19 protein-coding genes and 1 tRNA gene are annotated in these 26992 nt (G+C 68.7%); 10 read left to right on the top strand and 10 right to left on the bottom strand.

Features of this window, described 5'->3' with window-relative positions; translation table 11 throughout:
* Positions 1-8: 8 nt before the first annotated feature.
* The 3 genes from MUB46_RS10270 to MUB46_RS10280 all read right to left on the bottom strand — a co-directional run bounded on the left by MUB46_RS10270 (position 9) and on the right by MUB46_RS10280 (position 2279).
* Positions 9-686 (bottom strand): LON peptidase substrate-binding domain-containing protein, encoded by a 678-nt coding sequence (locus tag MUB46_RS10270; protein WP_261615807.1) that lies wholly within the window; start codon positions 684-686, stop codon positions 9-11.
* A gap of 22 nt (positions 687-708) precedes the next feature.
* On the bottom strand, positions 709-1644 hold the full coding sequence (gene trxA, locus MUB46_RS10275; protein ID WP_261615808.1) for a thioredoxin: 936 nt from the start codon (positions 1642-1644) through the stop codon (positions 709-711).
* A gap of 125 nt (positions 1645-1769) precedes the next feature.
* The gene (locus MUB46_RS10280) at positions 1770-2279 is read right to left on the bottom strand and encodes a prolyl-tRNA synthetase associated domain-containing protein (RefSeq protein WP_261615809.1); all 510 of its coding nucleotides are present in this window, start codon (positions 2277-2279) and stop codon (positions 1770-1772) included.
* A 165-nt stretch (positions 2280-2444) separates the two neighbouring features.
* On the opposite strand from MUB46_RS10280, the gene MUB46_RS10285 reads away from it, so the two are divergent.
* The 3 genes from MUB46_RS10285 (at position 2445) to MUB46_RS10295 (ending at position 6896) form a co-directional block, all read left to right on the top strand.
* Positions 2445-2519: transfer RNA gene (locus MUB46_RS10285), tRNA-Gly, on the top strand.
* 171 nt (positions 2520-2690) lie between these two features.
* Positions 2691-3644 (top strand): homocysteine S-methyltransferase family protein, encoded by a 954-nt coding sequence (locus MUB46_RS10290; RefSeq protein WP_261615810.1) that lies wholly within the window; start codon positions 2691-2693, stop codon positions 3642-3644.
* 183 nt (positions 3645-3827) lie between these two features.
* Positions 3828-6896, top strand: coding sequence for an EAL domain-containing protein (locus MUB46_RS10295; RefSeq protein ID WP_261615811.1), 3069 nt, complete (start codon positions 3828-3830; stop codon positions 6894-6896).
* An 86-nt stretch (positions 6897-6982) separates the two neighbouring features.
* Here MUB46_RS10295 and glpK read toward each other — a convergent pair whose 3' ends face one another.
* The 3 genes from glpK to MUB46_RS10310 form a co-directional block, all read right to left on the bottom strand.
* On the bottom strand, positions 6983-8470 hold the full coding sequence (gene glpK, locus MUB46_RS10300; protein WP_261615812.1) for a glycerol kinase GlpK: 1488 nt from the start codon (positions 8468-8470) through the stop codon (positions 6983-6985).
* A 62-nt stretch (positions 8471-8532) separates the two neighbouring features.
* Positions 8533-10086 carry a glycerol-3-phosphate dehydrogenase gene (gene glpD / locus MUB46_RS10305; protein WP_261615813.1) on the bottom strand — a complete coding sequence of 518 codons (1554 nt, stop codon included), beginning with the start codon at positions 10084-10086 and terminating at the stop codon, positions 8533-8535.
* A gap of 4 nt (positions 10087-10090) precedes the next feature.
* Entirely contained in the window at positions 10091-10888 is a 798-nt protein-coding gene (locus MUB46_RS10310; RefSeq protein ID WP_261615814.1) for a DeoR/GlpR family DNA-binding transcription regulator, read from the bottom strand.
* A gap of 155 nt (positions 10889-11043) precedes the next feature.
* Between MUB46_RS10310 and MUB46_RS10315 the strand changes: the two genes are divergently transcribed.
* The 7 genes from MUB46_RS10315 (at position 11044) to MUB46_RS10345 (ending at position 19536) form a co-directional block, all read left to right on the top strand.
* Positions 11044-12783, top strand: a complete 1740-nt coding sequence (locus MUB46_RS10315; RefSeq protein ID WP_261615815.1) for an ABC transporter substrate-binding protein — start codon at positions 11044-11046, stop codon at positions 12781-12783.
* A gap of 193 nt (positions 12784-12976) precedes the next feature.
* Positions 12977-14044 carry an ABC transporter ATP-binding protein gene (locus tag MUB46_RS10320; RefSeq protein WP_261615816.1) on the top strand — a complete coding sequence of 356 codons (1068 nt, stop codon included), beginning with the start codon at positions 12977-12979 and terminating at the stop codon, positions 14042-14044.
* Between the two features lie 15 nt (positions 14045-14059).
* Positions 14060-15127 (top strand): ABC transporter ATP-binding protein, encoded by a 1068-nt coding sequence (locus MUB46_RS10325; RefSeq protein ID WP_261615817.1) that lies wholly within the window; start codon positions 14060-14062, stop codon positions 15125-15127.
* A gap of 10 nt (positions 15128-15137) precedes the next feature.
* The gene (locus MUB46_RS10330) at positions 15138-16004 is read left to right on the top strand and encodes a carbohydrate ABC transporter permease (RefSeq protein WP_261615818.1); all 867 of its coding nucleotides are present in this window, start codon (positions 15138-15140) and stop codon (positions 16002-16004) included.
* Between the two features lie 13 nt (positions 16005-16017).
* A complete protein-coding gene (locus tag MUB46_RS10335; protein WP_261615819.1) occupies positions 16018-16818 on the top strand; it encodes a carbohydrate ABC transporter permease in 801 nt (266 codons plus the stop codon).
* Between the two features lie 13 nt (positions 16819-16831).
* Positions 16832-17113 (top strand): DUF2160 domain-containing protein, encoded by a 282-nt coding sequence (locus tag MUB46_RS10340; protein WP_261615820.1) that lies wholly within the window; start codon positions 16832-16834, stop codon positions 17111-17113.
* A gap of 125 nt (positions 17114-17238) precedes the next feature.
* A complete protein-coding gene (locus tag MUB46_RS10345) occupies positions 17239-19536 on the top strand; it encodes a xanthine dehydrogenase family protein molybdopterin-binding subunit (protein ID WP_261615821.1) in 2298 nt (765 codons plus the stop codon).
* A 268-nt stretch (positions 19537-19804) separates the two neighbouring features.
* Here MUB46_RS10345 and MUB46_RS10350 read toward each other — a convergent pair whose 3' ends face one another.
* The 4 genes from MUB46_RS10350 to MUB46_RS10365 all read right to left on the bottom strand — a co-directional run bounded on the left by MUB46_RS10350 (position 19805) and on the right by MUB46_RS10365 (position 26989).
* Positions 19805-20776: an endonuclease/exonuclease/phosphatase family protein gene (locus tag MUB46_RS10350; RefSeq protein ID WP_261615822.1), complete on the bottom strand. Its 972-nt coding sequence runs from the start codon at positions 20774-20776 to the stop codon at positions 19805-19807.
* Between the two features lie 66 nt (positions 20777-20842).
* The gene (locus tag MUB46_RS10355; RefSeq protein ID WP_261615823.1) at positions 20843-24526 is read right to left on the bottom strand and encodes an error-prone DNA polymerase; all 3684 of its coding nucleotides are present in this window, start codon (positions 24524-24526) and stop codon (positions 20843-20845) included.
* The gene (locus MUB46_RS10360; protein WP_261616056.1) at positions 24523-26139 is read right to left on the bottom strand and encodes a Y-family DNA polymerase; all 1617 of its coding nucleotides are present in this window, start codon (positions 26137-26139) and stop codon (positions 24523-24525) included. Before MUB46_RS10360 ends, MUB46_RS10355 begins: the two co-directional genes overlap by 4 nt.
* Positions 26072-26989 carry an ImuA family protein gene (locus tag MUB46_RS10365; RefSeq protein ID WP_261615824.1) on the bottom strand — a complete coding sequence of 306 codons (918 nt, stop codon included), beginning with the start codon at positions 26987-26989 and terminating at the stop codon, positions 26072-26074. The genes MUB46_RS10360 and MUB46_RS10365 overlap by 68 nt, the downstream gene beginning before the upstream one ends.
* Positions 26990-26992: the final 3 nt, after the last annotated feature.

Here is a 26992-nt window from a genome sequence, read left to right on the forward strand (position 1 = left end):
CAACGTCTCTATTGCAGGGAGGGGCCGGGCTCGTCGCCGGCACGCGCCAGCGCCATCTCGGTGACCGCGATCAGCACCTCGGCGCGGGTGTTGAGATCGGCGGCCTCCAGCAGCGCCTGCTTTTCGCGCGGGCCGTAGGGGCTGAGCATGGACAGGGCGTTGACTAGCGTCTCGTTGGAGGCGCGGTTGATCGATTCCCAGTCGGTCTCCATCTCGTTGGCCTCGAGGAAATCACGCAGGGTGGCCAGCAGCTTGTCGCGGTCGACGGCCTCCTCGCCCTGATGGGCGGCGAAATCGGCGGCGAACGGCTCCGCGGTAACGCGGCACTGGCGATACGGCGTGTCGACGTCGGCCTCCTCGACCACGCGGAAGCGCACGATCCCGGTTAGGGTGACGAGGTAGCGGCCGTCGCCGGTTTCCTGAAACGCCGTCAGCCGGCCGGCGCAGCCGATCTGCGACAGCGCCGGAGGATCGGACTCGTCGACGCCGTCGGGCCCGATATACGGCTGGATCATGCCGATCAGCCGGTCGCCGGCCAAAACGTCGTCGATCATGGCGAGATAGCGCGGCTCGAAGATGTTGAGCGGCAACTCGCCGCGCGGCAGCAGCAGCGCCCCGGCAAGCGGAAACACCGGGATCACCGGCGGCAGGTCGCCGGGGGCATGGTAGCCTTTGCTGATCGCCATCCGCCGGCCTCCCGACCGGGCTCTACGAGAACAGCACCGAGGACAGCTTACGCCGCGCCTCGATCGTCATCGGGTCCATCGGCCCCCAGGCCTCGAAGAACTGCAGCAGCTGCTTGCGGGCGGCCTCGTCGTTCCAGTCGCGCTTGCGGCGGATGATCTCGATGAGGTGGTTGACCGCGTCCTCGCGGTCGCCGCGCGCATTCAGCGCCAGGGCCAGGTCGAAGCGGGCCTGGTGGTCGTTGCCGTCGGCCTCGAGCCGCTGGGCCAACTCGCCGAGATCGCCGATGTCGGCTGTCTGCTCGGCCAGGTCGAGCGCCGCCTTGGCGCCGGCCACCAGCGGGTCGGCCTCCTTGCCGGGCGGCACCAGCGCCAGCGTCTGGCGGGCGCGGTCGAGCTCGCCGGAGGCGATCAGGCACCGGGTGAGGCCGGAAATCGCGGCGAGGTTCTCGCGGTCCTCCTGGAGCACGGCGGCGTAGATCTCGGCGGCGCCGGCGACGTCGCCCTCGTCGAAGGCAGCCTGCGCCGAAGCGAGCACGTCCTCGAGCCCGGCTTCCTCCGGCGTCGGCCCGGCGATGCGGGCGATGAACTCCTTGATCTGGCTTTCCGGCAGCGCGCCCATGAAGCCGTCGACCGGGCGGCCGTCGACGAAGGCGAACACGGCGGGAATCGACTGGACGCCCATCTGCTGGGCGATGGCGGGATGCTCGTCGATGTTCATCTTGACGAGCTTCACCTGGCCCTTGGCCTCGGTGACGACCTTCTCGATCATCGGGCCGAGTTGCTTGCAGGGGCCGCACCAGGGCGCCCAGAAATCGACGAGAACCGGCTGGTTCCGCGATTCCTCCACGACGTCCTTCATGAAGTCCTGGGTGGTGGTGTCCTTGATGAGGCCGCCGGGCGCGCCGCCATTGGGGCCGCCGCCGTTGCCACCGCCGGGTGCGAGCGATGAAAGATCCATGTCTGAGCCGTCCTGTTGTTCGGTTTCCGAGGCCACGACACCGGCCGAGGCCGGTCCGGTCCGATTGGCGCCTAAGATGGGGCGTGACGCCGCCAAGTGCAAATCCGCCGCGCGGGCACGATCGGTCAGTCCGCCGCGTCTGCGCCCGAGACCGCGACGATGCGGGGCTCGTGGCCGCAATCCTTCAGGAAGGCGACCAGGTCGTCCCGGCGGATCGTTGTCGTCGCTTCGTTGGTGAGCGGGTGGAAATTGAGGAGGTCGTGCGCCATCAGCGCTTCGTCGAGGACGACGATGACGCGGCCGTCGCGATCGTTGATCGCGCCGAACGGCGTCACCGAGCCGGGCTTCACGCCGAGCAGCGCCTCGAGCAGGTCGGGCTTGCCGAAGGACAGCCGCGCCGATCCGATGCGCGCATGCAGGCGCTTCAGGTCGATGTCCGCGTCCTCCTCCGCGACGACCAGCCAGACCTGGTCCTTCTTGTCCTTCAGGAACAGGTTCTTGGAATGCCCGCCGGCGATCCTGCCGCGCAGCGCCTGCGATTCGGCGACGGTGAACAGCGGCGGGTGCTCGACGGTGGTCGTCTCGATCCCGAGCGCGTCCAGGCGGGCGAAGAGATCGTCGGGGGAAAACGGCATGAAATGCGGCGTCCTGGGCTGAGAAGTCGTCGTTCGACCGCTTCTAGAGACCGTGACGGATTATCACAATCCCACCATTGCCCGCATTCGAACGCGAAGGCCATTGCAATCGGTCCGGCTGTTGTGCATATAAGGCGCCCGAACGCCGGAAACGGCGACGCCAGAGCGGGCGTAGCTCAGGGGTAGAGCACAACCTTGCCAAGGTTGGGGTCGTGAGTTCGAATCTCATCGCCCGCTCCAAATTTTCTCCAAAAATCTCGATTTCGGTATCGCGGGTGCGTCGGAAACGCACCTGAAACGCGTTTTCCGCCGCTGAAACGGTCCGGAAACAGCGCCGACATGCGACCGGAACCGGCCGCCGTTACGTCTTCGTTCCACAATCACGATTGCTGGATCACGGAGCGACACGCGATGGCCAAGTACCGTAATGCCCTGCCGCAGATGTCGGGCGAGATGTTTCTGACCGACGGCGGGATCGAAACCTGCCTGATCTTCCACGACGGGCTGGAACTGCCCTATTTCGCCGCGTTCACGCTGCTCGACGGCGCCGCGGGCCGGCAGGCCCTGCGCGACTATTTCGGCCGATACGCGCAGCTCGCCGTGGACGGCGGCCACGGGTTCATTCTCGAAAGCCCGACCTGGCGGGCCAGCGCCGACTGGGGCGAGAAGCTCGGCTACGACGCCGAGGCGATGGCGCGGGTGAACCGGGACGCGATCGCCCTGATGGCGGAGCTGCGCGATCGCCACGAGACGCCGGCGTCGAAATTCGTCGTCAGCGGCTGCATCGGTCCGCGCGGCGACGGCTACGATCCCGGCGCGCCGATGGATGCCGGGGAGGCGCGCGCCTATCACGGCGCCCAGATCGCGGCGTTCGCCGAGGCCGGGGCCGACATGGTCACCGCGATCACCATGACGAACGTTCCGGAAGCCACCGGACTGGCGCTTGCCGCGCGCGACGCCCGGATGCCCTGCGCGATCTCGTTCACGACCGAGACCGACGGGCGGCTGCCGTCGGGCGAGGCCCTCGGCGCGGCGGTGGCCGCCGTCGACGCGGCCACCGGCGACGGGCCGGCCTACTACATGATCAACTGCGCGCATCCGAGCCATTTCGAGGACGCGGTGACGGCCGGCGGGGCGTGGCGCGAGCGAGTGCGCGGCGTGCGCGCCAACGCCTCAACCAAAAGCCATGCCGAGCTCGACGAATCGGAGACCCTCGACGAGGGCGATCCGGATGATCTCGGCCGGCGCCTGCGCGCGCTCGCCCGGATCATGCCCAATCTCACCGTGTTCGGCGGCTGCTGCGGCACCGACCACCGGCACGTGGCGACAATCCGCGACGCCTGCGTGCAAGCGCGGGCGGCCTAGCGGCCCGGTGGCCATCCGTCGGCGGCCGCTCTCCGGCGGCGGTCCCGGGGCTATTCGTAAGCATTTTGTTAACTCTAGAAGAGAAGCCGCTCTTTTCGCAGCACTAAATGTATACGTTCCGCCATCATGGTGTGCGCCGTTACGCCGAAGAAGAATGAGCCTTTCGGTGGCGGGCGGGCGCAAATGGAACAGACATCGATATCGGAAGCCGATGGCTATCGGCTCGGCGCGGTTCTCGACAGCCTATTCTCGTTCATAGGCATCTTCGCCGTCGACGGGACGTTTCTCGAGGTGAACAGGCGACCGCTCGACCTCGCCGGCCTGCGCCGGGAGGATGCCATCGGCAAGCGGATCTGGGACAGCTTCTGGCTGTCGCACTCGCCGGACCAGCAAGACGTGCTACGCGCGGCGTTCAGGCGGGCCGCCAAAGGCGACACGGTCCGCCTGGACCTAACGATCAGGGCCGACGCGGACCAGATCGTCGCGATCGACGGCACCCTGGTGCCGCTTCTGGACGAAAGCGGACAGGTGACCGCGATCATCGGATCGGCGGCGGACGTGTCGGACCGGGAGACAATTCTCAAGCAGCTCGAACAGGAAAAGGACTTCGCGGAAAACCTGGTCGAAATGGCGCCCGTCATCGTGCTTGTCCTCGACAAGGACGGCAAAATCACCCACGCAAATCCCCATTTCGAGCAGTTGACGGGCTATTCGATCGCCGAGATACACGGCAAGGACTGGTTCACGACCTTCCTGCCGGAGCGCGAGCGGGAGCGCGTCGAGCGGGTGTTCCGACAGGCCCTGTCCGGCAGACCTTCCCGCGGCAACACCAACGCCATCCTGACGCGCGACGGCCGCGAGATCGAGGTCGAGTGGCACGACCAGGCCATCCGCGACGAGACCGGCCGGCCGGTCTCGCTGCTCGCCGTCGGCCAGGACGTCAGCGAGCGCCTCGCCGCGCAGGCGGCGATGGCCGCCAGCGAGGCGCGGCTGAAGGAGGCGCAGAGGATCGCCGGCCTGGGGAACTGGGAACTCGACCTGCGTACCGGTGCGCTGCACTGGTCCGAGGAAATCTTCCGGCTCTTCGAGCTCGACGCCTCGGTGTTCACCCCGTCGTACGAAGCGTTCCTCGACGTCGTCCATGAAGACGATCGCGCGCTGGTTGACGCGGCCTACAACCGATCGCTGACGGATCGCATGCCCTACGAGGTCATCCATCGGCTGCGAATGCCCGATGGTCGCATCAAGTACGTCCACGAGCGCGGCGTGACGGACTTTTCAGACGACGGGACGCCGCTCAGATCCGCGGGCACCGTGCTGGACATCACCGAGCAGCGGCTTGCTGAAAACGCCCTGAAGGAGGCCGAGCGGCGATCGGCCGACCTGGTCGCCGAGCTCAAGACGACGGTCGCGACGATGGCGCGCCGTGATCGCGAGCGGGTGCTGCTCAACCAGATGCTAGAGATGCTGATGTCGTGCGTTCGGGGCGAGGACGCCCTGGATGTCGTGCACGCGTTTTCGAAGCGGATCTTCAGGGGGCGCTACGGCGCCATCTCGATCCACGGCGATCCGGGAAGCGGAGAGCTGAGAGGCGTCCGCTGGTGGGGCAGGGACACGCTCGACGTCGACATGCGCGCGGCGCTGGCGGACTCGTCGCACGCCGCCTGTCCCGCGAACGAGGCCACCGCGCCGTCCGGATTCCACGAACGCTGCCGCGGCTGCAACCCGAAGAACCTCGTCTGTGTCCCGCTGGTCTGCGACGGTGACACGTTCGGGGCGCTGGTGGTCGAGCCGAGTCCGGGCGATCGGGACGACGGCCCCCGGAGCGTCGGGGCCAGGAACGACGGGGCCAGGAACGACGAGGCCAGAAACGACCGGGAGCTGGCGGTGGCGGTCGCCGAAGCCTTGTCGCTGGCGCTCTCGAACGTGGAGATGCGCCGCCGGCTGGAGCGGGAGTCGACCAAGGACCCGCTGACCCAGGTCTACAACCGGCGCTTCTTCCTGGATACCGTCGCCGAGGCGATGGCGCAGAACGCGAAGGACGGCACCCGGTTCGCGGTGCATGTCCTGGATCTCGATGATTTCAAGGCGGTCAACGACCGGTTCGGACATCCTTGTGGCGATACGCTGATCGAAATGGTCGCCCAGCGCCTGACGGCCACGATCCGCAGCGGCGACACGGTCGCCCGGCTCGGCGGCGACGAATTCGCCATCCTGGAGCGCCTGGGCAGCGGCCTTCGCGACGACGCCGCCAGCCTGGCCAAGCGGATCCTGCGTCAGGTCGGCCAGCCCTTCCACCTGTCCGGCCATCAGGTCCGTGTCGGGGCAAGCATCGGCATCGCGCTCGCGCCCGAGCATGGCGTCGACGCCGACGTGCTGCTGCGCAGCGCCGACCTGGCGCTCTACAAGGTGAAATCGGAAGGCCGGCGCGGATTCCGCTTCTTCGAGTCCGAGATGGACGAGGAGGTGCGTTCGCGCCGGGCGTTCGAGGCGGATCTCATGGCGGCGCTGTCGAGGGGCGAACTCGAACTGCACTACCAGCCGATCGTCGCCGCATCGACGCGCGAGCCGGTGAGCTTCGAGGCGCTGGTGCGCTGGAACCACCCCGGCGCAGGCCTGCTGTCTCCGGACCGCTTCATCCCCATCGCCGAGGACACGGGGCTGATCGTCCCGATCGGCCGGTGGATCCTGCGAAAGGCCTGCAGCGACGCGATGTCGTGGCCCGCGCACATCAAGGTGGCGGTGAACATCTCGCCGGTCCAGTTCCGCACCGGCGACATCGTCGATGTCGTCGCCTCGGCGCTGCGCGAGACCGGTCTGGAACCCGGACGGCTCGAGCTGGAGATCACCGAATCCGTCCTGCTGCAGAAATACGATTGGGATTTCAGCCTGCTGCACAGACTCCGCGATCTCGGCGTCGCCGTCGTCCTGGACGATTTCGGCACCGGCTACAGCTCGCTGGGCTACCTCAAGGAATTCCGCTTCTCCAAGATCAAGATCGACCGATCGTTCGTCGCCGAGGTCTCCGGAGCAGGCGACAGCGGCGCGATCGTCTGCGCCGTCGCGGGGCTCGCCAGGACCATGGGCATCGACACCACCGCAGAAGGCATCGAGACCGAGGAGCAGCTCCAGCTGCTGCGCGTGGCGGGATGCACGCAGATGCAGGGCTATCTGTTCGCGAAGCCGCGGCCCGTCGGCGCGCTCGATTTCAAAACCACCGGAATCCGCCGGCGCCACCGCGCCACCGCTTGAGCCGTATCCAACTAGCCGGCGGAGCCCGAATCCGGCCCTTAGGCGCGGGGCGATGCGACCAGGGCGCTACCGGGGCGGCGGTGCCGTCAACGGCTGAGGGTGCGGCGCACCGCGTCGTTCCATCGGGCGATCCGCGCCGCGCGCACATCCGGGTCCATCGCCGGCTCGAAGCGCCGGTCGCGGCGCCAGGACGCGGAAAACCCCTCCATGTCCGGCCACACGCCGGCGCCCCGGCCGGCGAGCCAGGCCGCGCCCAGCGCCGTCGTCTCGAGCACCACGGGCCGATCGACCGGCGCGTCGAGGATGTCGGCGAGGCGCTGCATGGTCCAGTCGCTCGCGACCATGCCGCCGTCGACGCGCAGCACGGTGTCGGCGTCGTGGCCGGGCAGATCGCGATGCATCGCCTCGATCAGGTCGAGGGTCTGGAAGCAGACCGATTCGAGCGCGGCATGGGCAAGCTCGCGCGGCCCGGTCGCCCTGGTGATCCCGTAGAGGGCACCGCGCGCATCCGCGTCCCAGTGCGGTGCGCCGAGCCCTGTGAAGGCCGGCACCAGCACGACGTCGTGGCTGGGATCGGCCTCGGCGGCGAATTCGCCGGACTGGTCGGCATGGGCGATGACGCCGAGCCCGTCGCGCAGCCACTGGACGGCGGCGCCGGCGATGAAGATCGAGCCTTCCAGCGCGTAGGTGGTCCGGCCGTCGAGCCGGTAGGCGATGGTGGTCAGCAGCCGGTTCTGCGAGGCGACCGCCTCCGGTCCGGTGTTGAGCACGGCGAAGCAGCCGGTGCCGTAGGTGGACTTGACCATGCCCGGGGTGAAGCAGGCCTGGCCGACGGTCGCCGCCTGCTGGTCGCCGGCGATGCCGCGAATCGCGATCGCCCCGCCGAACAGGTTCGGCACGGTCTCGCCGAAATCGGCGGAGGAATCGCGAACCTCCGGCAGGAGCACGCGCGGAACGTCGAGGGCGGCCAGCAGCTCATCGTCCCAGTCGCCCTTGTGGATGTCGAACAGCAGCGTGCGCGACGCGTTGGTGGCGTCGGTCGCGTGCACCGTGCCGCCGGTCAGCCGCCACAGCAGGAAGCTGTCGATGGTGCCGAAGGCGAGATGGCCGGCCTCGGCGGCGGCGCGCGCGCCGTCGACGTGATCGAGGATCCAGCCGATCTTGGTGCCGGAGAAATAGGGATCGAGCAGTAGGCCGGTCCTGGCCGCGACCGTCGGCTCGAGGCCGTCGGCCTTCAGCCGCGCGCACCGGTCGGCGGTGCGCCGGTCCTGCCAGACGATGGCGCGGTGGATCGCCTTGCCGGTGCGCCGGTCCCAGATCACGGTGGTCTCGCGCTGGTTGGTGATGCCGAGCGCAGCGATGGCGCCGGGCCCCCCGACCTCGGCGACAACGGCCTTCGCGGTGCGCAAGGTCGTGTCCCAGATGTCCTCGGGCTCGTGCTCGACCCAGCCGGAAGCGGGGAAGTGCTGGGCGAATTCCTCCTGCGCGACGGCGATGTTGCGATAGTCGCCGTCGAACACGATGGCGCGCGACGACGTGGTGCCCTGATCGATCGCCAGAACGTTTGCGCTCATGCCTTGCCTCCCCCAATGGCCGTGCCGCGTCCGGGCCGGCCTCAATTACGGCCCGGCACCCGTCACGGCTTGGCCCCTGTCATAGGCTGTCCGGCTTCCGATTGCACCCGCGCCATCCAGGATTGCAGGCGGGCCGCCTCGTCGGCGCTCAGGCGCAGGCCGAGCTTGGAGCGCCGCCACAGAACGTCGTCGGCGGTGCGCGCCCATTCCCGGTCGATCAGGAACCGGACCTCGGCCTCGTACAGATCGGCGCCGAAACAGGTGCCGAGCGCGTCGAGCGACTTGGCGTCGGCGAGAATGCGCCGGGCCTCGGTGCCGTAGTTGCGGACGAGGCGATGGATCAGCGGCCGCGGCAGGGCAGGATGACGGGCGCCGATATCGTCGACCAGCCGGTCGAAGGTCATCGCCCGGAAATCACCCCCAGGCAGGGCGGCCGACGATGTCCAGGCGGGCCCGCGCGTGCCCAGGATTCCCTCGATATCGGCCATGACGGCCTCGGCGAGACGGCGATAGGTGGTGATCTTGCCGCCGAAGACGTTGACGAGCGCGCCGGTCTCGGCGTCGCCATCAATCTTCAATACGTAGTCGCGCGTCGCCTCCTGGGCCTTCGAGGCGCCGTCGTCATAGAGCGGGCGGACGGCGGAATAGGTCCACACCACCTGGTCGGGCGTCACCGGGTTGGCGAAGTACTCGCTGGCGGCCGCGCACAGATAGGCGACCTCGTCGCCGGCGATCGCCACGTGGTCTAGATCGCCGTCGAAGTCGCGGTCGGTGGTGCCGATCAGCGTGAAGTCGTTCTCGTAGGGGATGGCGAACATCACCCGGCCGTCGGCGTTCTGGAAGATGTAGCAGCGGTCATGGTCGAACAGGCGCGGCACGACGATATGGCTGCCCTGGACGAGGCGGATGTTGTGCACCCGGTTCAGGCCCGCGACCCGGGTCAGCACCGCGTCGACCCAGGGGCCGGCGGCGTTGACGACGAGGCGGGCGGTGACCTGGCGGGTCGCGCCGGTTCGGCGGTCCTTGAGGGTGATGCGCCAGCCGCCGTCCTCGCGCTGCAGCCCGGTGCATTCGGTGCGGGTCATGATGTCGGCGCCGCGCGCGGCCGCGTCGCGGGCGTTGAGGGCGACGAGGCGGGCATCCTGCACCCAGCAGTCGGAGTATTCGAAGGCCTTCGAGAAGCCGGGCTTGAGCGGCTTGCCGGCCGGATCCGTGCGCAGGTCGATGGTGCGCGCCGGCGGCAGGCACCTGCGGCCGCCGATGTAATCGTAGAGGTACAGGCCGAGGCGCAGCATCCAGGCGGGCCGCAGGCCGGCCTGATGCGGCAGCACGAAGCGCAGCGGCCAGATGATGTGCGGGGCGTTCAGCCACAGGACCTCGCGTTCCACCAGCGCCTCGCGGACGAGGCGGAACTCGTAGAACTCGAGATAGCGCAGGCCGCCGTGGATCAGCTTGGTCGAGCCGGACGAGGTGCCGCTGGCCAGATCGTCCTTTTCGGCGAGCCCCACGGAGAAGCCGCGGCCGGCGGCGTCGCGGGCCACGCCGGCGCCGTTGATGCCGCCGCCGATGACGAAGACGTCGTAGTCGAGATCGGAGGTGAAGTCGGAAGCCGCCATGTGCTCAGGCCGCCTCGCCGGTGTCTTCCACGGTGTCGACCCCGGCGACCTCGATGCGGACCTGCGCCTCGCGGCAGATCTCGGCGATCGGCTCGGGCGGCGCCTGGTCGGTTACCAGCACGTCGATGTCGGAGAGATGGGCGATCCTGACCGGCGCGTTGCGCTCGAACTTCATGGCGTCGGCGACGAGAATGGTCTGGCGGGCGTGCCGGACGATCTCGCGGGCGACCCGCACCTCGCGGTAGTCGTAGTCGAGTATGGTGCCGTCGAGATCGATCGCCGAGGCGCCGATCACCGCGTAGTCGACCTTGAACTGCCGGATGAAGTCGACGGTGGCCTCGCCGACGATGCCGCCGTCGGACTTGCGCACCAGGCCGCCGGCGATGACCACCTCGCCGGACGGCGCCTCGCGCAGGATATGGGCGACGTTGATGTTGTTGGTGATCGCCATGATGCCTTCGCGAAGGCGCAGTGCGCGGGCGACCTGCTCCGTCGTGGTGCCGATGTTGAGCATGATCGAGACGTTGTCGGGAATGAGCGATGCGGCGCGTATGCCGATGCGCCGTTTCTCCTCGGCGGCCAGCATGCGGCGCGAGTCATAAGCGTAGTTCGACGCGCCCGACGGATAGATGGCGCCGCCGTGGATCCGCTGCAGGAGCCGGCGCTCGCACAGCTCGTTCAGATCCTTGCGGATGGTTTGCGGGGTGACGTCGAACTGAAGCGAAAGCCCCTCGACCTCGACGCGCCCGACCTGCCGTGCGCGGCCCAGGATGTCGGCCTGACGCGGCGTAAGTGGCTGCATTTCCATTCCTTTCGGTTATTTTCGCATGTGCGAAATTGCCGGTTAGCGCCTCAATATTTTTCGCTAAACCAGCCAATAAAACAACGATATTTTCGTATTGACGTTCGGTTTCTTTCGTTTGATAGTTTTTTGGCATTCCACATGGGAGGAAGCCAATGAAACGCGAAATGATGGCTGCCGTAGCAGCCACGGCCCTTCTCGCGCTGTCCGGCCCGGCCTTCGCCGGCATGGCGGAAGCGGAGAAGTGGATCGACAGCGAGTTCCAGCCTTCGGTGCTCTCCAAGGAGGAGCAGATGAAGGAGATGGAATGGTTCATCAAGGCCGCGGAGCCGTTCCAGGGCATGGAAATCAACGTGCTGTCGGAGACGATCCCGACGCACACCTATGAATCGGAAACCCTGACCAAGGCCTTCGAGGAGATCACCGGCATCAAGGTCAACCACCAGCTCCTCGGCGAGGGCGAAGTGGTCCAGGCGGTTCAAACGCAGATGCAGACGAACCGCAACCTCTATGACGCCTATATCAACGACTCCGACCTGATCGGCACGCATTCGCGTCTGCAGAGCGCGGTGAACCTGTCCGACTGGATGAACGGCGAGGCCCAGGACGTCACCAACCCGATGCTCGACATCGAGGACTTCATCGGCATCTCGTTCACCACCGGCCCGGACGGCAAGGTCTGGCAGCTGCCCGACCAGCAGTTCGCCAACCTGTACTGGTTCCGCAAGGACTGGTTCGACCGTCCCGACATCAAGGAGAAGTTCAAGGCCAAGTACGGCTACGACCTCGGCGTGCCGGTGAACTGGTCGGCCTACGAGGACATCGCCGAGTTCTTCACCAACGACATCAAGGAAATCGACGGCGTCCGCGTCTACGGCCACATGGACTACGGCAAGCGCGCGCCGGATCTCGGCTGGCGCATGACCGACGCCTGGCTGTCGATGGCCGGCTCCACCTCGCCGGGCCTGCCGAACGGCCGGCCGATCGACGAGTGGGGCATCCGCATGGAGGAAGGCTCGTGCAATCCGTCCGGCGCCTCGGTCGCGCGCGGCGGCGGCACCAACGCGCCCGGCTCGGTCTACGCGATCCGCAAATGGGACGAATGGCTGCGCAAGTACGCCCCGCCCGGCGCCGCCGACTACGACTTCTACCAGTCGCTGCCGGCGCTGGCCCAGGGCAACGTCGCCCAGCAGATCTTCTGGTACACCGCGTTCACGGCCAACATGGTCGCGCCCAAGAGCGAGGGCAACAACACCGTCGACGACGACGGCACTCCGCAGTGGCGGATGGCGCCCTCGCCGCACGGGCCCTACTGGAAGGAGGGCATGAAGCTCGGCTACCAGGACACCGGCTCGTGGACGCTGTTCAAGTCGACCCCGGTCGACCGGCGCAAGGCGGCCTGGCTCTATGCCCAGTTCGTGGTCTCCAAGACGGTCGATACCAAGAAGAGCCACGTCGGCCTGACCATCATCCGCGACTCCACGATCAACCACGAGTCGTTCTCGGAACGCGCGCCGAAGCTGGGCGGCCTGGTCGAGTTCTACCGCTCGCCGGACCGGGTGGCGTGGACGCCGACGGGCATCAACGTGCCGGATTATCCCAAGCTCGCACAGCTGTGGTGGCAGCAGATCGGCGACGTCAACTCGGGCGCGTTCACGCCGCAGGAGGCGATGGACCGGCTGGCCGGGGAGATGGACCAGATCATGGCCCGCATGGAAGCCGCCGACAAAGCCAACAACACCTATGGCGGCTGCGGACCGCGCTTGAACGAGGCCAAGGACCCGTCCGACTGGCTCGGCAAGCCGGACGGTCCCGCGGCGAAGCTCGACAACGAGAAGCCGCAGGGCGAGACCATCTCGTACGACGAGCTGACCGCGCGCTGGGCGGCCCAATAACAGGGCCCCGATAAAACCGGGCCAGCGGCCGGCGCATCGGCCGGTCGCCGGACCGGAACGGCGATCCTCCCGACGGCCAGACGCCGTCGACCGGACGGGACGTATCTCCGGGACGCATCCCGGCATGCGTCCCGTCCCCACCGCCCTACGGGGTTGCGCCCTAGCGCTTCCTCAAGCAACGCTGTCGACGGCCATGACACTTGAACTCAGGAACGTGACCAAGCGCGTCGGCGCGGACGTTCACATCCATCCGACGGACCTCACGCTCGAGCCGGGCAGCTTCAACATCCTGCTCGGCACGACGCTGGCAGGCAAGACGACCCTGATGCAGCTGATGGCGGGGCTCGACCGGCCGACCAGCGGCTCGGTCTGGTTCAACGGCGTCGATACGACCGGCATGCCCGTGCAGAAGCGCAACGTGGCGATGGTCTATCAGCAGTTCATCAACTACCCGAACCTCACGGTCTACGAGAACATCGCCTCGCCGCTGCGGGTGGCCCGCGTCGGCAAGGCCGACATCGACGCGCGGGTGCGCGAGATGGCGGCGCTTCTGAAGCTGACGCCGATGCTGGACCGGCGCCCCGGCGCGCTGTCGGGCGGCCAGCAGCAGCGCACCGCGCTCGCCCGCGCGCTGGTCAAGGACGCCGACCTGGTGCTGCTCGACGAGCCGCTCGCCAATCTCGACTTCAAGCTGCGCGAGGAGCTGCGCGACGAACTGCCGAGGCTGTTTTCGAACCGCGCGGCGATCGTCGTCTACGCGACGACCGAGCCGACCGAGGCGCTCCTGTTCGGCGGGCACACGGCGACGCTGTTCGAGGGCCGTGTCACCGAATTCGGGCCGACCGCCGCGCTCTATCGCCATCCCCGCGACCTGACCACGGCGAAGGTATTCTCCGACCCGCCGATCAACGTGGCGCCGGTGAGCAAGGCGGGACACACGTTCACACTGGGAGATGCGGCGACCTGGCAGGCCACGGGACCGCAGGCGGACCTGACGGACGGGGACTACGTGCTGGGCGTCAGGCCCCACCAGGTCACCCCGGCGGAGCGGGGGGATCATCCGGTGCCGATCGAGGGCCGGGTGCTGGTGACCGAACTGAGCGGATCGGAGAGCGTCATCCATTTCCGCGTCGGCGAGGCGACCTGGGTGTCGGAATCGCACGGCATCCATCCCTTCGAGGTCGGTTCGCGCGCGCCGCTGTTCATCGACGTCTCCCGGGCGATGCTGTTCGCGGCCGACGGCCGCCTCGTGGCGTCATGAGGGGCTAGCGGAGCGATGGCCAAGATCACGCTGAAGGGGCTGCGCCACAGCTACCTCGCCAATCCGGCGAGCGAGGCGGACTGGGCGCTCAAGCGCCTCGACGTCGACTGGCAGGACGGCGGTGCCTACGCTCTGCTCGGGCCGTCGGGGTGCGGCAAGACGACGTTGCTCAACATCATCTCGGGACTGTTGCAGCCGACCGAGGGCCAGGTGCTGTTCGACGGCACCGACGTGACCGCGCTGCCGCCGGACAAGCGCCACATCGCCCAGGTGTTCCAGTTCCCGGTCGTCTACGACACCATGAGCGTTTACGACAATCTGGCCTTTCCGCTGCGCAACCGCGGCGTCGCGGAAGCCGACGTCGATGCCCGCGTGCGCGAGATCGCCGGCATGCTCGACCTGACCGACACGCTCGATCGGCGCGCGGCGGGCCTGACCGCGGACGGCAAGCAGAAGATCTCGCTGGGGCGCGGGCTGGTGCGCTCCGACGTCAACGTCATCATGTTCGACGAACCGCTGACGGTGATCGATCCGCATCTGAAGTGGCAGCTGCGCTCCAAGCTCAAGGAGCTGCACCAGCGGGTGCGGGTGACGATGATCTACGTCACCCACGACCAGACCGAGGCGCTGACGTTTGCCGACCAGGTGGTGGTGATGAACGAGGGCGAGGTGGTGCAGATCGGCGCGCCGCAGGACCTGTTCGAGCGGCCGCGCCACACCTTCGTCGGCCATTTCATCGGCTCGCCCGGCATGAACGTGCTGCCCTGCGAGGTCCGGGACGGAACGGCCTATCTCGACGGGCTGGCGGTGGAGACGAACAACGCGCGGGCCTGGACGGGCGGCGCGGGGCGGCTGGAACTCGGCGTCCGCCCGGAATTCGTCAGCCTTTCCGACAGCGGCATCCCGGTGCGGATCACCAAGGTCAGCGACGCCGGCCGCTACCGCATCGTCGACACCGTGCACGCCGACACGAAGATCAAGCTGCTGATCGGCGAGGGCGTCGAGGTTCCCGGCGAGGCGGCGCATCTGCGTTTCGACCCCGCGCACACGCAGGTCTACGCCGACGGCTGGATCGTGGAATGAGGCTGGAGCGATGAACAAGACCGAGAACCAGAAGGCCTGGCTGTTCGTGCTGCCGGTGGTGGCGCTCGTCGCCTTCAACGCCATCATCCCGCTGATGACGGTGGTCAACTACTCGGTGCAGGAGACCTTCGGCGACAACACCTTCTTCTGGTCGGGCATCATCTGGTTCGAGCAGGTGCTGACATCCGAGCGCTTCCACGACGCGCTGGGCCGGCAGATGCTGTTCACCTTCCTGATCCTGGTCATCGAGGTGCCGCTGGGCGTGGCGATCGCGCTGGCGATGCCGCGCAAGGGGCCGTGGGTGTCGGTCTGCCTGGTGCTGATGGCGCTGCCGCTGCTGATCCCGTGGAACGTGGTCGGGGCGATCTGGAACATCTTCGCGCTGCCCGACATCGGCCTGCTCGGCCGCATGCTCAATGGCCTGGGCTTCGACTACAACTATACCCGCCAGCCCCTTTCGGCCTGGTTCACGCTGATCCTGATGGACGTGTGGCACTGGACGTCGCTGGTGGTGCTGCTCACCTACGCCGGCCTGGTCTCCATTCCCGACGCCTACTATCAGGCCGCCAAGATCGACGGCGCGCGCGGCTGGGCGATCCTGCGCTATATCCAGCTGCCCAAGCTGAAGCGCGTGCTGACCATCGCGATCCTGCTGCGCTTCATGGACTCCTTCAACATCTACACCGAGCCGTTCGTGCTGACCGGCGGCGGGCCCGGCAACGCGACGACGCTGCTGTCGATCGACCTCGTCAAGATCGCGCTCGGCCAGTTCGATCTCGGGCCGGCGGCGGCGATGTCGCTGATCTACTTCCTGATCATCCTGCTTCTGAGCTGGGTGTTCTACACCCTGATGATGCGCAACGAGCCGCAGCAGTGAGGGAGGTTTGGCAATGAGACAGATGCGCTTCCTCGTCCCGACCCTCTACATCCTGTTCCTGATGCTGCCGATCTACTGGCTCGTGAACATGTCGTTCAAGACGACCAACGAGATCCTCGGCTCGTTCACGCTGTGGCCCGCGGACTTCACCCTGGAGAACTACGAGAAGATCCTGACCGACCCGACCTGGTACATGGGCTACGTCAACTCGCTGATCTACGTCACCATCAATACGGTGCTGTCGGTCGGCGCGGCGCTGCCGGCGGCCTACGCGTTCTCGCGCTATCGCTTCATCGGCGACAAGCACCTGTTCTTCTGGCTCCTGACCAACCGCATGGCGCCGGCGGCGGTGTTCGCGCTGCCGTTCTTCCAGCTCTATTCGGCGGTCGGCCTGTTCGACACCCACCTGGCGGTGGCGCTGGCGCACACGCTGTTCAACATTCCGCTGGCGGTGTGGATCCTCGAAGGCTTCATGTCGGGCGTACCCAAGGAGCTCGACGAGACCGCCTATGTGGACGGCTATTCGTTCGGCCGCTTCTTCACCCGCATCTTCATTCCGACGATCGCCGCGGGCATCGGCGTGGCCGCGTTCTTCTGCTTCATGTTCTCCTGGGTCGAGCTGCTGCTCGCCAAGACGCTGACGGCGGTGGACGCCAAGCCGATCGCGGCGACGATGACACGCACGGCCTCGACATCGGGCTACGAGCTCGGCCTCCTGGCCGCCGCGGGAACGCTGACCATCATTCCCGGCGCGTTCGTCATCTATTTCGTGCGCAACTATATCGCCAAGGGCTTCGCCCTCGGGCGGGTTTGAGCGGGAGGCGACGATGGGCCTGAGCTGGATGGCGTGGACGTGGCCGACGGCGGCGTTCTTCGGCTTCATCGCGCTGTGCCTGGTGACGATGACGGTGTGGGAGCTGAAGTCGCCGGGCGGGGCGCCGCGGCACGGCATTCTCGGCCTCGATACCACCCGTGGCGACCGGCTGTTCATCTCGCTGCTCGGCTCGGCCTTCATCTTCCTGGCCTGGCTCGGGCTGATGGGGCCGCCGCTGTGGGCGCCGCTCGCCATCGCCATCGTCTGGGCGGTCCTGGTGTTTCGATACGTCTGAACGTGAACCTATGAAAGTTCCGGCGCGCCTCGGGTTGCCCGATAGTACGCCGGCGGTGTTGCCGTGAACCCGGCCCGGCGCTAGCCTCTGGGTCATCGGCTCCCACGAGCGGGACAGGATATCCCATGAAATTCGGTATTGGCGCCTCGCTGCGACGCAAGGAAGATTCCGCGTTCATCACCGGAAAGGGCAGCTATCTGGCCGACAGGGTTCCAGACGGCAGCGCCTGGGCGCAGCTGGTGCGCAGCCCGATCGGCCATGCACGCTTCCGGATCGAGAACCTCGACGACGTCAAGGCCATGCCCGGCGTCGATGCCGTGCTGACCGCCGCCGACATCGCCCACCTCAACCCCAGCCCCTGCGTCGGCCAGGCGCCGAATTCCGACGGCTCCAAGCTCGAGGTGCCGCCGTTCCCGATCCTGGCGATCGACACGGTGCGCTATGTCGGCGACGCGGTGGCAATGGTCGTCGCGCGCACGCCGGCGGAGGCGCGGGACGCCGCCGAGGCGCTGATGGTCGACTACGAGGAGCTGCCCGCGGTGGCCGACATGGCCGCGGCGCTGAAGGACGGCGCGCCGCAGATCTGGCCGACGCGCAAGAACAACATCGCCTACGACGCCCATGTCGGCGACAAGGACGCGACCGACGCCGCCTTCGCCAAGGCGGACAGGATCGTCACGCTGGAGCTGGTCAACAACCGGCTCGTCACCAACTACATGGAGCCGCGCGGGGCGATCGGCAGCTACGATCCGCAGAGCGAACGCTACACACTGATCTGCGGCTCGCAGGGCGTCGGCTTGGTCAAGACCGTCCTCGCCGGGATGATCTTCAAGGCCGACAAGGAACGGTTCCACATCATCACGCCGGATACCGGCGGCGGCTTCGGCACCAAGCTGTTCGTCTACCGGGAATATCCGCTGGTGCTGGTGGCCGCCGAGATGATCGGCCGGCCGGTGACCTGGATCAGCGACCGCAGCGAGCATTTCCTCGCCGACAGCCACGGCCGCGACAACCTCACCAGGGCGGAGCTGGCGCTCGACGCCAAGGGCCGGTTCCTGGGCCTGCGGGTCGACACGCTGGCCAACATGGGCGGCTATCTCGCCCAGTTCGGGCCGTTCGTTCCCTATGTCGGCGCAGGCATGATCCCCGGCCTCTACCGGTTCAAGGCCGTCCACGGGCGGGTGCGCGGCGTCTACACCAACACGGTGCCGACCGACGCCTATCGCGGCGCGGGCCGGCCGGAGGCCGCCTACATGATCGAGCGGCTGGTCGACAAGGCTGCGCGCGAGCTCGGCATCAAGCCGGACGCCCTGCGCCGCAAGAACTTCGTCACGCCCTCGGCGATGCCGTGGAAGACGCCGACCGGCAAGGTCTACGATTCCGGCGAATTCGACGGCCACCTGCGCCAGGCGATGGCGCAGGCCGACTGGACTGGCTTCAACGCGCGCCTGCGGACGAGCCGGAAGGCCGGCAAGCTGCGCGGCATCGGCCTTGCCACCTATATCGAGGCCTGCTCGGGCGGCGCGGCGGAAACCGCCCGCGTCGCGCTCAACGGGGACGGCGGCGTCACGGTCTTCGTCGGCACCCAGTCGACGGGCCAGGGCCACGTCACCGCCTATGCCCAGATCGTCGCCGAACGCCTCGGCCTCGATCCGCAGAACATCTCCGTGGTGCAGGGCGACTCGGATGCCTATGAGCACGGCTCGTTCACCGGCGGGTCGCGGTCGATCCCGGTCGGCGGCGCGGCGGTCTCGGTGGCCGCCGTCAATCTCGGCGAGCGGATCAAGGCGAAGGCGGCCGACATGCTGGAAAGCGCGGTCGGCGACCTGGAATTCCTCGACGGCACGATCCGCATCGCCGGCACCGACCGGGCGGTGGGCTTCGCCGAGGTCGCGGAAAAGGCGGCGGCGGACGGCGACGACATGAAGGAGACCGACAGCTGGGCGCCGCCGGAGGCAACCTATCCGAACGGCACCCATGTGGTCGAGGTCGAGGTCGATCCGGACACCGGCCATATCGACATCGTCTCCTACACGGTGGTCGACGATTTCGGCGTGCTGCTCAATCCGATGCTGCTCGCCGGCCAGGTGCATGGCGGCATCGCCCAGGGGATCGGCCAGGCGATGCTGGAGCGCACGGTCTTCGACGAGAGCGGCCAGCTTCTGTCGGCGACCCTGCAGGACTACGCCCTGCCGCGCGCCGACGTGATCCCGGACATCGGCTTCGAGACCCGCAACGTGCCGTGCAAGACCAACCTTCTGGGCATGAAGGGCGCGGGCGAGGCAGGCACCATCGGTGCCTGCCCGGCGGTGGTCAATGCCGTCGTCGACGCGCTGCACCGCGCCGCCGGCATCACGCATATCGATATGCCGATGACGCCGGAACGGGTCTGGCAGGCGCTCAAGGCGGCGCAGGCGGCATAGGGACGGGCCTGTATCAAGGGGAGAGTTGCGCGGCACGGTCGCCTGGGCCCTGGATCAAGTCCAGGGCACGCGGTCCGTGGCGCCGGGGGCGCCGTGCCACAGGACCGGCCGCGTGTGGTTCGCGTAGAGGCCGAATTCCACGGCGAAGGCGCGTGATACGGCCCGAGATTGCCGGGTCATGCCCGGCAATGACGTGGGGGATGGCTAGGCGCTCGCGCCCTTTGCACGTCATGCCCGGACTTGATCCGGGCACCTCCATGCCGTTCGTCTAAAGCGAAAATTCCGCGACCATCGGGGCGTGCAGCGATTCCGGCGGTTGCGCGATGCGGCCGAAGGCGACGAGCTCGTCCGCCAGCATCTCGTTGTGGATCCGGACCTCGTCGAGATGGCCGAACAGGGCGCGGCTGGCCAGGATGTGGTCGAGGACCTGCGGCCGGCCGTGATGGAGCACGGTGAAGCGGCGATCGGCGGCAAGCCCGCGCTCCACCGGCGTCAGCACCCGGCTCGCCAGGCGGCCCGAGCCGGTATCGTCCTCCGCCGCGCAGGCGATGCGCAGGGCGGTGTCGTGATCCTCGGCGTTGAAGTCGCCGCAGACCGCGATCAGGGCGTCGGGATCGGCATCGAAGATCCGCTCGACCGCCAGCCGCAGCTCCAGCGCCTGGCCGCTGCGTTTCATGGCCGCCAGGAAGAAGCCCTCGGCCCAGCCGGATATCGATTTCCAGGCGAAGGGGCCGGATTTCTGCCCCGGCACCGCGGCGGCCAGCGGCGCGCGCAGGTGGAGGTTGAAGACCGTGAGTGGCGTGCCGCCCGGCAGTTCCACGACGAGGCGCTGGATCGGCCGGTCCCAGCCGACCGGGAAGGGCGCGGTGTCACACGGCTCGGCGGTGGTGCGGATCCAGGTCGGCGGCGTCACCAGCGACTGGCGGATCTCCTCGCGCTCCAGCACGGGGTAGCGCGAGAGGATCGCCAGATTGTGGACGTCGGCCGGCCCCTTGCCCTTGAGCCCGGCGGTGATGTCGAGCGTGTAGTCGGCGTAGGCGGTGCCCTCGATCAGGCGGACCAGGTCGACCGGCCGGCGCACGCCGGCGACCTTCTTCTTGGCGTTGATCTCCTGCAGGCAGAGGATGTCGGCGCGCAGCCGCTCGAGCTGGGGCCTCAGCACCGCGATGCGCTCCTCGATCGGGGCGGCATCGTCGTCGTCGCTGCCGAGGTTCTCGATGTTGAAGGTGGCAAGGCGCATGCGGGCGGTCCGGATTTGTGGCGGCTGGCAGCCTAGTCCGAGTTGGCGACGGATTGAATCTCGGCTTCAGTGGAAATTGCGTCCCTTGGGCAGGACGGCGTGGGTCGCCCGGGCGAGTTTCTCCAGATCGCCGCCAAGCTCGGGCGCGTCGGCGAGCAGCCGGCCGAGGCGGGAGCGGCGGGCGACCTTCTCGTGGATGTCGGGAACCGGCCGGCGCACCTCGTCGCAGCGGGCGAGCGCCTCCAGGTCGGTGCCGTCGTCGCCGAGGGTGGCGAGCAGCGGCGTCAGGTCGTCGATGCGCTCGGCGACCAGGTGGATGACGTTCTGCTCGTTCTGCAGGCGCCCGGTGGCGGCGATCAGGCGCGCGCCGATCACCTGCGCGCGGAAGCGCTCGAACACCTTCGGCCAGACGATGACGTTGGCGACCGCCGTCTCGTCCTCCAGCGTCATGAAGATGACGCCCCTGGCCGAGCCCGGCCGCTGGCGCACCAGCACGAGGCCGGCGACCGTCAGCCGCCGGCCCGGCCGCGTCGCCCGCAGGGTCTCGTGGCGCACCGCGCCGAGACGGGCGAGACGCTGGCGCAGGAAGCTCGTCGGGTGCGCCTTCAGGGAGAGCTTGAGGAAGCGGTAGTCGTTGACCACCTGCTCGCCGAGCGGCATCGGCGGCAGGTCGACATCCGGCTCGCGGCGCAGCTCCGCGTGATCGGCCGCCTCGAACAGCGGCAGGCGTCCGGTCTTTCCGCCGGCGGCAGGCCCCCTGTCGAGGCCGCGCGCCGCCCACAGCGCGGCGCGTCGGTCGAGGCCGATCGAGCGGAAGGCGTCGGCATCGGCGAGCCGTTCGATCGTCCTGGCCGGCAGGCCGGTCCTGAGCCACAGGTCGCGCAGCGAATCGTAGCCCGCGCCGCGCTTCTCCTCGATCAGCCGCGCCTCCTCCTCGCCGATCCCCTTTATCTGCCGCAGGCCGAGCCGGATCGCGTGGTCCGACCAGATATCGGCGCGCATGTCGGCGTGCAGGGGGTGGAGACGCGCCGCGGCGGAGCGGGCGTGGCCATGCGCTGCGAAGTCGGGACTTGCGGCCCCGCCTTCGCGACCCCCCTCCCCGTCCCTCCCCCGCACGGGGGGAGGGGGTTCCGCGTCGCCGATGGTGGCGGGCATCTCACTCATGCCCTGACCAGCAGCGTCCGTCGGGGATGCAATTTCGGGATCGCCGGGCGGCATATGCCCCTCTCCCCCCTTGCGGGGGAGAGATGGAGAGGGGGGTGGCGGCACGAGATGTTCGTCCGGCGTGTCCGGGCCCTCGGGTTCCAGCGTGTTGTCCCAGCCGGACAGGTTGATGTCGACGGGGCGGACGCGGACGCCGTGCTCGATGGCGTCGCGGACGATCTGGGCCGGGGCGTAGAAGCCCATCGGCTGGCTGTTGAGCAGCGCGGCGGCGAAGACATCGGGGTAGTGGCACTTGAGCCAGGCCGAGGCGTAGACCAGCAGGGCGAAGCTCGCCGCGTGGCTCTCCGGGAAGCCGTATTCGCCGAAGCCCTCGATCTGGCGGAAGCAGCGCTCGGCGAAGTCGCGGTCGTAGCCGCGCCGGACCATGCCCTCGACCATCTTGGCCTGGAACGTGCCGATGGTGCCGACCCGGCGGAAGGTGGCCATGGCGCGGCGCAGGCGGTCGGCCTCCGATGGGGTGAAGCCGGCGGCGACGATGGCGATCCGCATCGCCTGCTCCTGGAACAGGGGGACGCCCAGCGTCTTGCCGAGTACCTTTTCCAGTTCGTCGGGCGGGCCGTGCTCGGGCGACGGGGCCGGGAACGCGACCGGCTCGAGGCCCTGGCGGCGGCGCAGATAGGGGTGCACCATGTCGCCCTGGATCGGGCCCGGCCGGACGATCGCGACCTCGATGACGAGATCGTAGAAATTCGCCGGCTTCAGCCGTGGCAGCATAGTCATCTGGGCGCGGCTCTCGACCTGGAAGACGCCGATGGAATCGGCCCGCTGCAGCATGCGGTAGACGGCGGGGTCCTCGGCGGGGATGGTGGCGAGCGTCAGGTCGCGGCCGTAGTGGCGCCTAAGCATGTCGAAGGCCTTGCGCACGCAGGTCAGCATGCCCAGGCCCAGCACGTCGATCTTCAGGATGCCCAGCGCGTCGAGATCGTCCTTGTCCCATTCGACGACGGTGCGGTCCTTCATCGCCGCGTTCTGGATCGGCACGGTCTCGTCGAGCCGGTCCCTGGTGATGACGAAGCCGCCGACATGCTGGGAGAGATGGCGGGGAAAGCCGACGATCTCGCGCGACAGCGCCAGCATCTTTGCCAGCGCGGCATCGGCGGGGTCGAGGCCGCGGCGGCGCACGTCCGTCTCGGTGATCGCGGAGTCCGACCAGCCCCAGATCGCGCCGGCGAGCCCGCCGACGGCATCCTCCGACAGGCCGAAGGCCTTGCCGACCTCGCGCACCGCCGAGCGGGCGCGGTAGCTGGTGACGGTGGCGGCGAGGCCGGCGCGCGCGCGGCCGTACTTCTCGTAGATGTACTGGATCACCTCCTCGCGGCGCTCGTGCTCGAAATCGACGTCGATATCGGGCGGCTCGCGCCGTTCCGCCGAGATGAAGCGCTCGAACAGCAGGTCCATGCGGGCGGGATCGACCTCGGTGATGCCGAGACAGAAGCAGACGGCGGAATTGGCCGCCGAGCCCCTGCCCTGCGCGAGGATGCCGCGCGCGCGGGCGAAGCGGACGATGTCGTGGACGGTGAGGAAATAGGGGGCGTAGTCGAGCTCGCCGATCAGTTTGATCTCGTATTCGATTAGGTGGCGTACTTTATTGGGCGTTCCATCGGGATAGCGCTGCCTGGCGCCTTCCTCGGTCAGGCGGATCAGTGCCGCCTGCGGCGTCGGATCGGTGCCGGTGGGTTCGTCCGGATAGGCGTAGCGCAGTTCGTCGAGAGAAAAAGATATATGGCTAAGTACTATGGAAATTTGTGAGATGGCTTCGGGATAGTTCCGGAACAGACGAGCCATCTCGGCCGGCGGCTTGAGGAACCGTTCGGCATTGGCCGTAAGCAATAAGCCGGCTTTATGAATTGGCGTGTGATTTCGGATGCAGCTCACTACGTCCTGCAGATGGCGGCGGCCCGGCGCATGATAGAGCACGTCGTTGATGGCAAGCAGCGGTGTGCCGCAACGCGCGGCGAGATCGGCCTGAAACGCCAGTTTTCTGCGGTCATCGCCGTCATAGGCAAAGCGGGCGGCGAGATGCACGGCACCGGGGAAGCGCCGGACCAGTTCCCGCAGTGTAGTCTCGAGCAAAGAAAGTTTATTTTTAGCCGGCGTCTTTTTTTCTCCAAATAAAGATAAGCCGTCGTAACTGGAGCCGCCGGGAACCACCGCCAGAAGGATCCCTTCACCCCATTCCGACAGATCGGCGAGCGTCAGCCGGCAATCGCCCTTGTCGGCGCGGCGGTTGCCGACAGTGAGCAGCCGGCACAGCCGGCCATAGGCGGCGCGGTCCTGCGGCCAGGCGAGGATATCGGGGGTGCCGTCGCAGAACACGAGACGGGTGCCGACGACGATGCGGAGGTTGCGCTCCTTCGCCGCCACATGGGCGCGCACCACGCCGGCGAGCGAATTGCGGTCGGCGATGCCGAGGGCGGCCAGCCCCAGCGCGGCGGCGCGGTCGACCAGCTCTTCGGGATGCGAGGCGCCGCGCAGGAAGGAGAAGTTGGTGGCCGCGGCAAGCTCGGCATAGGGCGGCGCCATCATCCGAACAGCCCGTGCAGATACCAGCGCGGCGTCACCACCTCGCGGTCGTACAAGCCCGCGCGATAGACCCAGTAGCGGCGGCCCTCCTCGTCCTCGACGCGGAAATAGTCGCGGGTGAGCGCCTCGGCCTCGCCGTTGAACAGTTTCGGGGCCCACCATTCCGGGGCGATGCGCTCCGGTCCCTCGATGCGCGCGACGCGGCGCAGCACGCGGCGCCAGCGAAAGCGCACCGGCGGCCCGTCCGGTATCTCGGCGATCGCCTCGATGGGTTCGGGCCGGTCGAGCAGGCGCAGCGGCCGGTCCGGCGCGCGCCCGGGGTCGTCTCCGGAGCCGTGCCCGGGGCCGAGATCGCACCCGGCGGCGGGCTGCGGCCATAGGGCGGCGCCTGCTCCGACCCCGGCCACGGCGGGGCGTGCCGAGACCGCAAGCTCGGGGATATGGCTGTCGTGACGCACCAGCCGCACCACCCGGGTGTGGCCGAGCCGGGCGGTCAGCCGGTCGGCGAGGCGGGCGAGCGCCTCGGCATCCTCCGCCCTGCTTTCTCCGGCGAGATCGCCGGCGGCGGTCTGGGCGGCCTGCAACGGCTCCACGGCCTCGGCGGCGAGGCGGACGCGCTCGATGCCCTCGCCGGTATCGAGATCCTGCTCGAAGGTGCCCAGGCGCTCAATCAGCAGGCCGGCCATGCGGGCGGGGTCGCGGCTTGCCCGGCTCAGGCCCACCGCGATGCGGAAGGCCTTGTTGTCGACGCGGAACAGGGTGAGCGCCAGCCGCCGCGCGCCCTGGCCGTGCCGCGACAGCGGCTCGGCGAGGCCCTCGCCAAGCGCCCGCGCCACCCGCTCGATATCCTCGACAAGCCGGATCGGCTCGGCGAAGACGCGCTCGACGAGGAAGACCGGTGGCGGCCTGAGCGGCGACAGCGGCTCGTCGGCGCGGCCGAGCGCGCGGTCGAGACGCGTGAGCAGGTCCGCGCCGAAGCGGGCGGCCAGGGTGGATCGCGGCATGTCGACGAGCTGGCCGATGCGCTTCAGGCCGAGCCGTTCCAGCATCGAGACGGCTTCCGGTTCGGCGTCGAGCATCGCCACCGGCAGCCCGGCGACGGCGCGCGCGTTGCCGCCCGGCGGGACGACCGTGCCGGATGCCGTCCTGGCCACGGCACGGGCAGCGGCGGGTGTGTCGGCGACGGCCGCCTGCACCGTGAGGCCGCGCCCTTCGAGGCGTCCCGTCAGGTCGCCGAGCAACGCTTGTTCGCCGCCAAACAGATGGGCGCAGCCGCTGATGTCGAGGACGAGGCCGCTTGTCCCGCCGGGGGCGTCGAGGGCGACGAGCGGGGTATAGCGCCCGGCCCATTCGGCGAGGGCTTCGAGCGCGCGGCGGTCGCCGTCGGGATCGGCCTCGACGGCGTCCAGCGCCGGCACGCGCGCGCGGGCGTCGGCCAGCGTCAGGCCGGGCTCGAGGCCGGCATCGGCGGCGGCCGTGTCGATCGCCGTCAGCCGGGTGGCGTTGCCGACGGTCGCGATCGTGGCACGCGGTCCCGCGCCCGACAGGCTAGCCGGTTCGGCGGAAGCGGAGGACGGTGGTGTCCTGCGCGACGGTTCCCTTCCGAGTCGCTCCACCGGCAGGCGCGGCAGGCGCAGGGCGAGGAAGCGCCGGCCTGATGTCTCCGGCGTCGGCGGAAGCGAAGAGGCGTTCATCGGGTCTCCAGGTCAGGGCGAAGCGGCCGCCGGGGCGGGTGGCGTTGCGTTCGAGATCGACCGCCCAGGCGGGTGGGGGCAGGGCGAACGCGGCGGTATCCGGTCCGGCCAGGGCGAGGGGCTCGATGCGCCAGCGGGTGCGCGCCGCGCTCAGGCCGTCCATGGTGCCGGGGCGCACGAGCAGCGCGGTGCCGCCATTCCGGGCGGCCCGGAGCGCCAGCCGCCGCGTCGCGGTCAGGTCGACGGTGGCCGGGTCGCCGCGGATTTCGGCGACGACGGCCGACAGCGCCCGGCTCGCAAGCCCTTCCTCCGCCGCCCACAGCGCCTCGCGCGGTCGGCGCGTCTCGACGAAGAGCAGCCCGTCCGGATCGAGGCCGAAGGCGGCGAGCCCCGGCCCGTAGGGTCGGCCCCATTCGCCGGCGCCGTCGACGGTGGTGACGATCAAAGCTGGCCGGTTCGCGGCGAGGCGGCCGGCGAGCGCCAGGGCGAAGCCGAAGGCAAGCGGCCCGTCGGCATCCGCCGAGCGGACCTCGTGCAGCGCGCCGCGCCGCAGGCCACCGCCGAGCACGGCGTCCAGCTCCGCGGCCCCGAGCGGCACCGACGGCGCGACGGATGCGCGCGCCCCGGCCGCGCCGGGGGCGGATCCGGCCTCCAGCCGCGCGATGCGCGCGCGCAGGGCGCCGATATCGGCAACGGTGTTGCGATCGGTCAGCGCGCGACCGGCAACAGCGTCGCCATCGGGCGGGGCATCGGGTTCGGGTGCGCTCGACACAAT

It is taken from the genome of Microbaculum marinisediminis, from assembly GCF_025397915.1.
In the GTDB taxonomy this organism is placed as follows: Bacteria; Pseudomonadota; Alphaproteobacteria; order Rhizobiales; family Tepidamorphaceae; genus Microbaculum; species Microbaculum marinisediminis.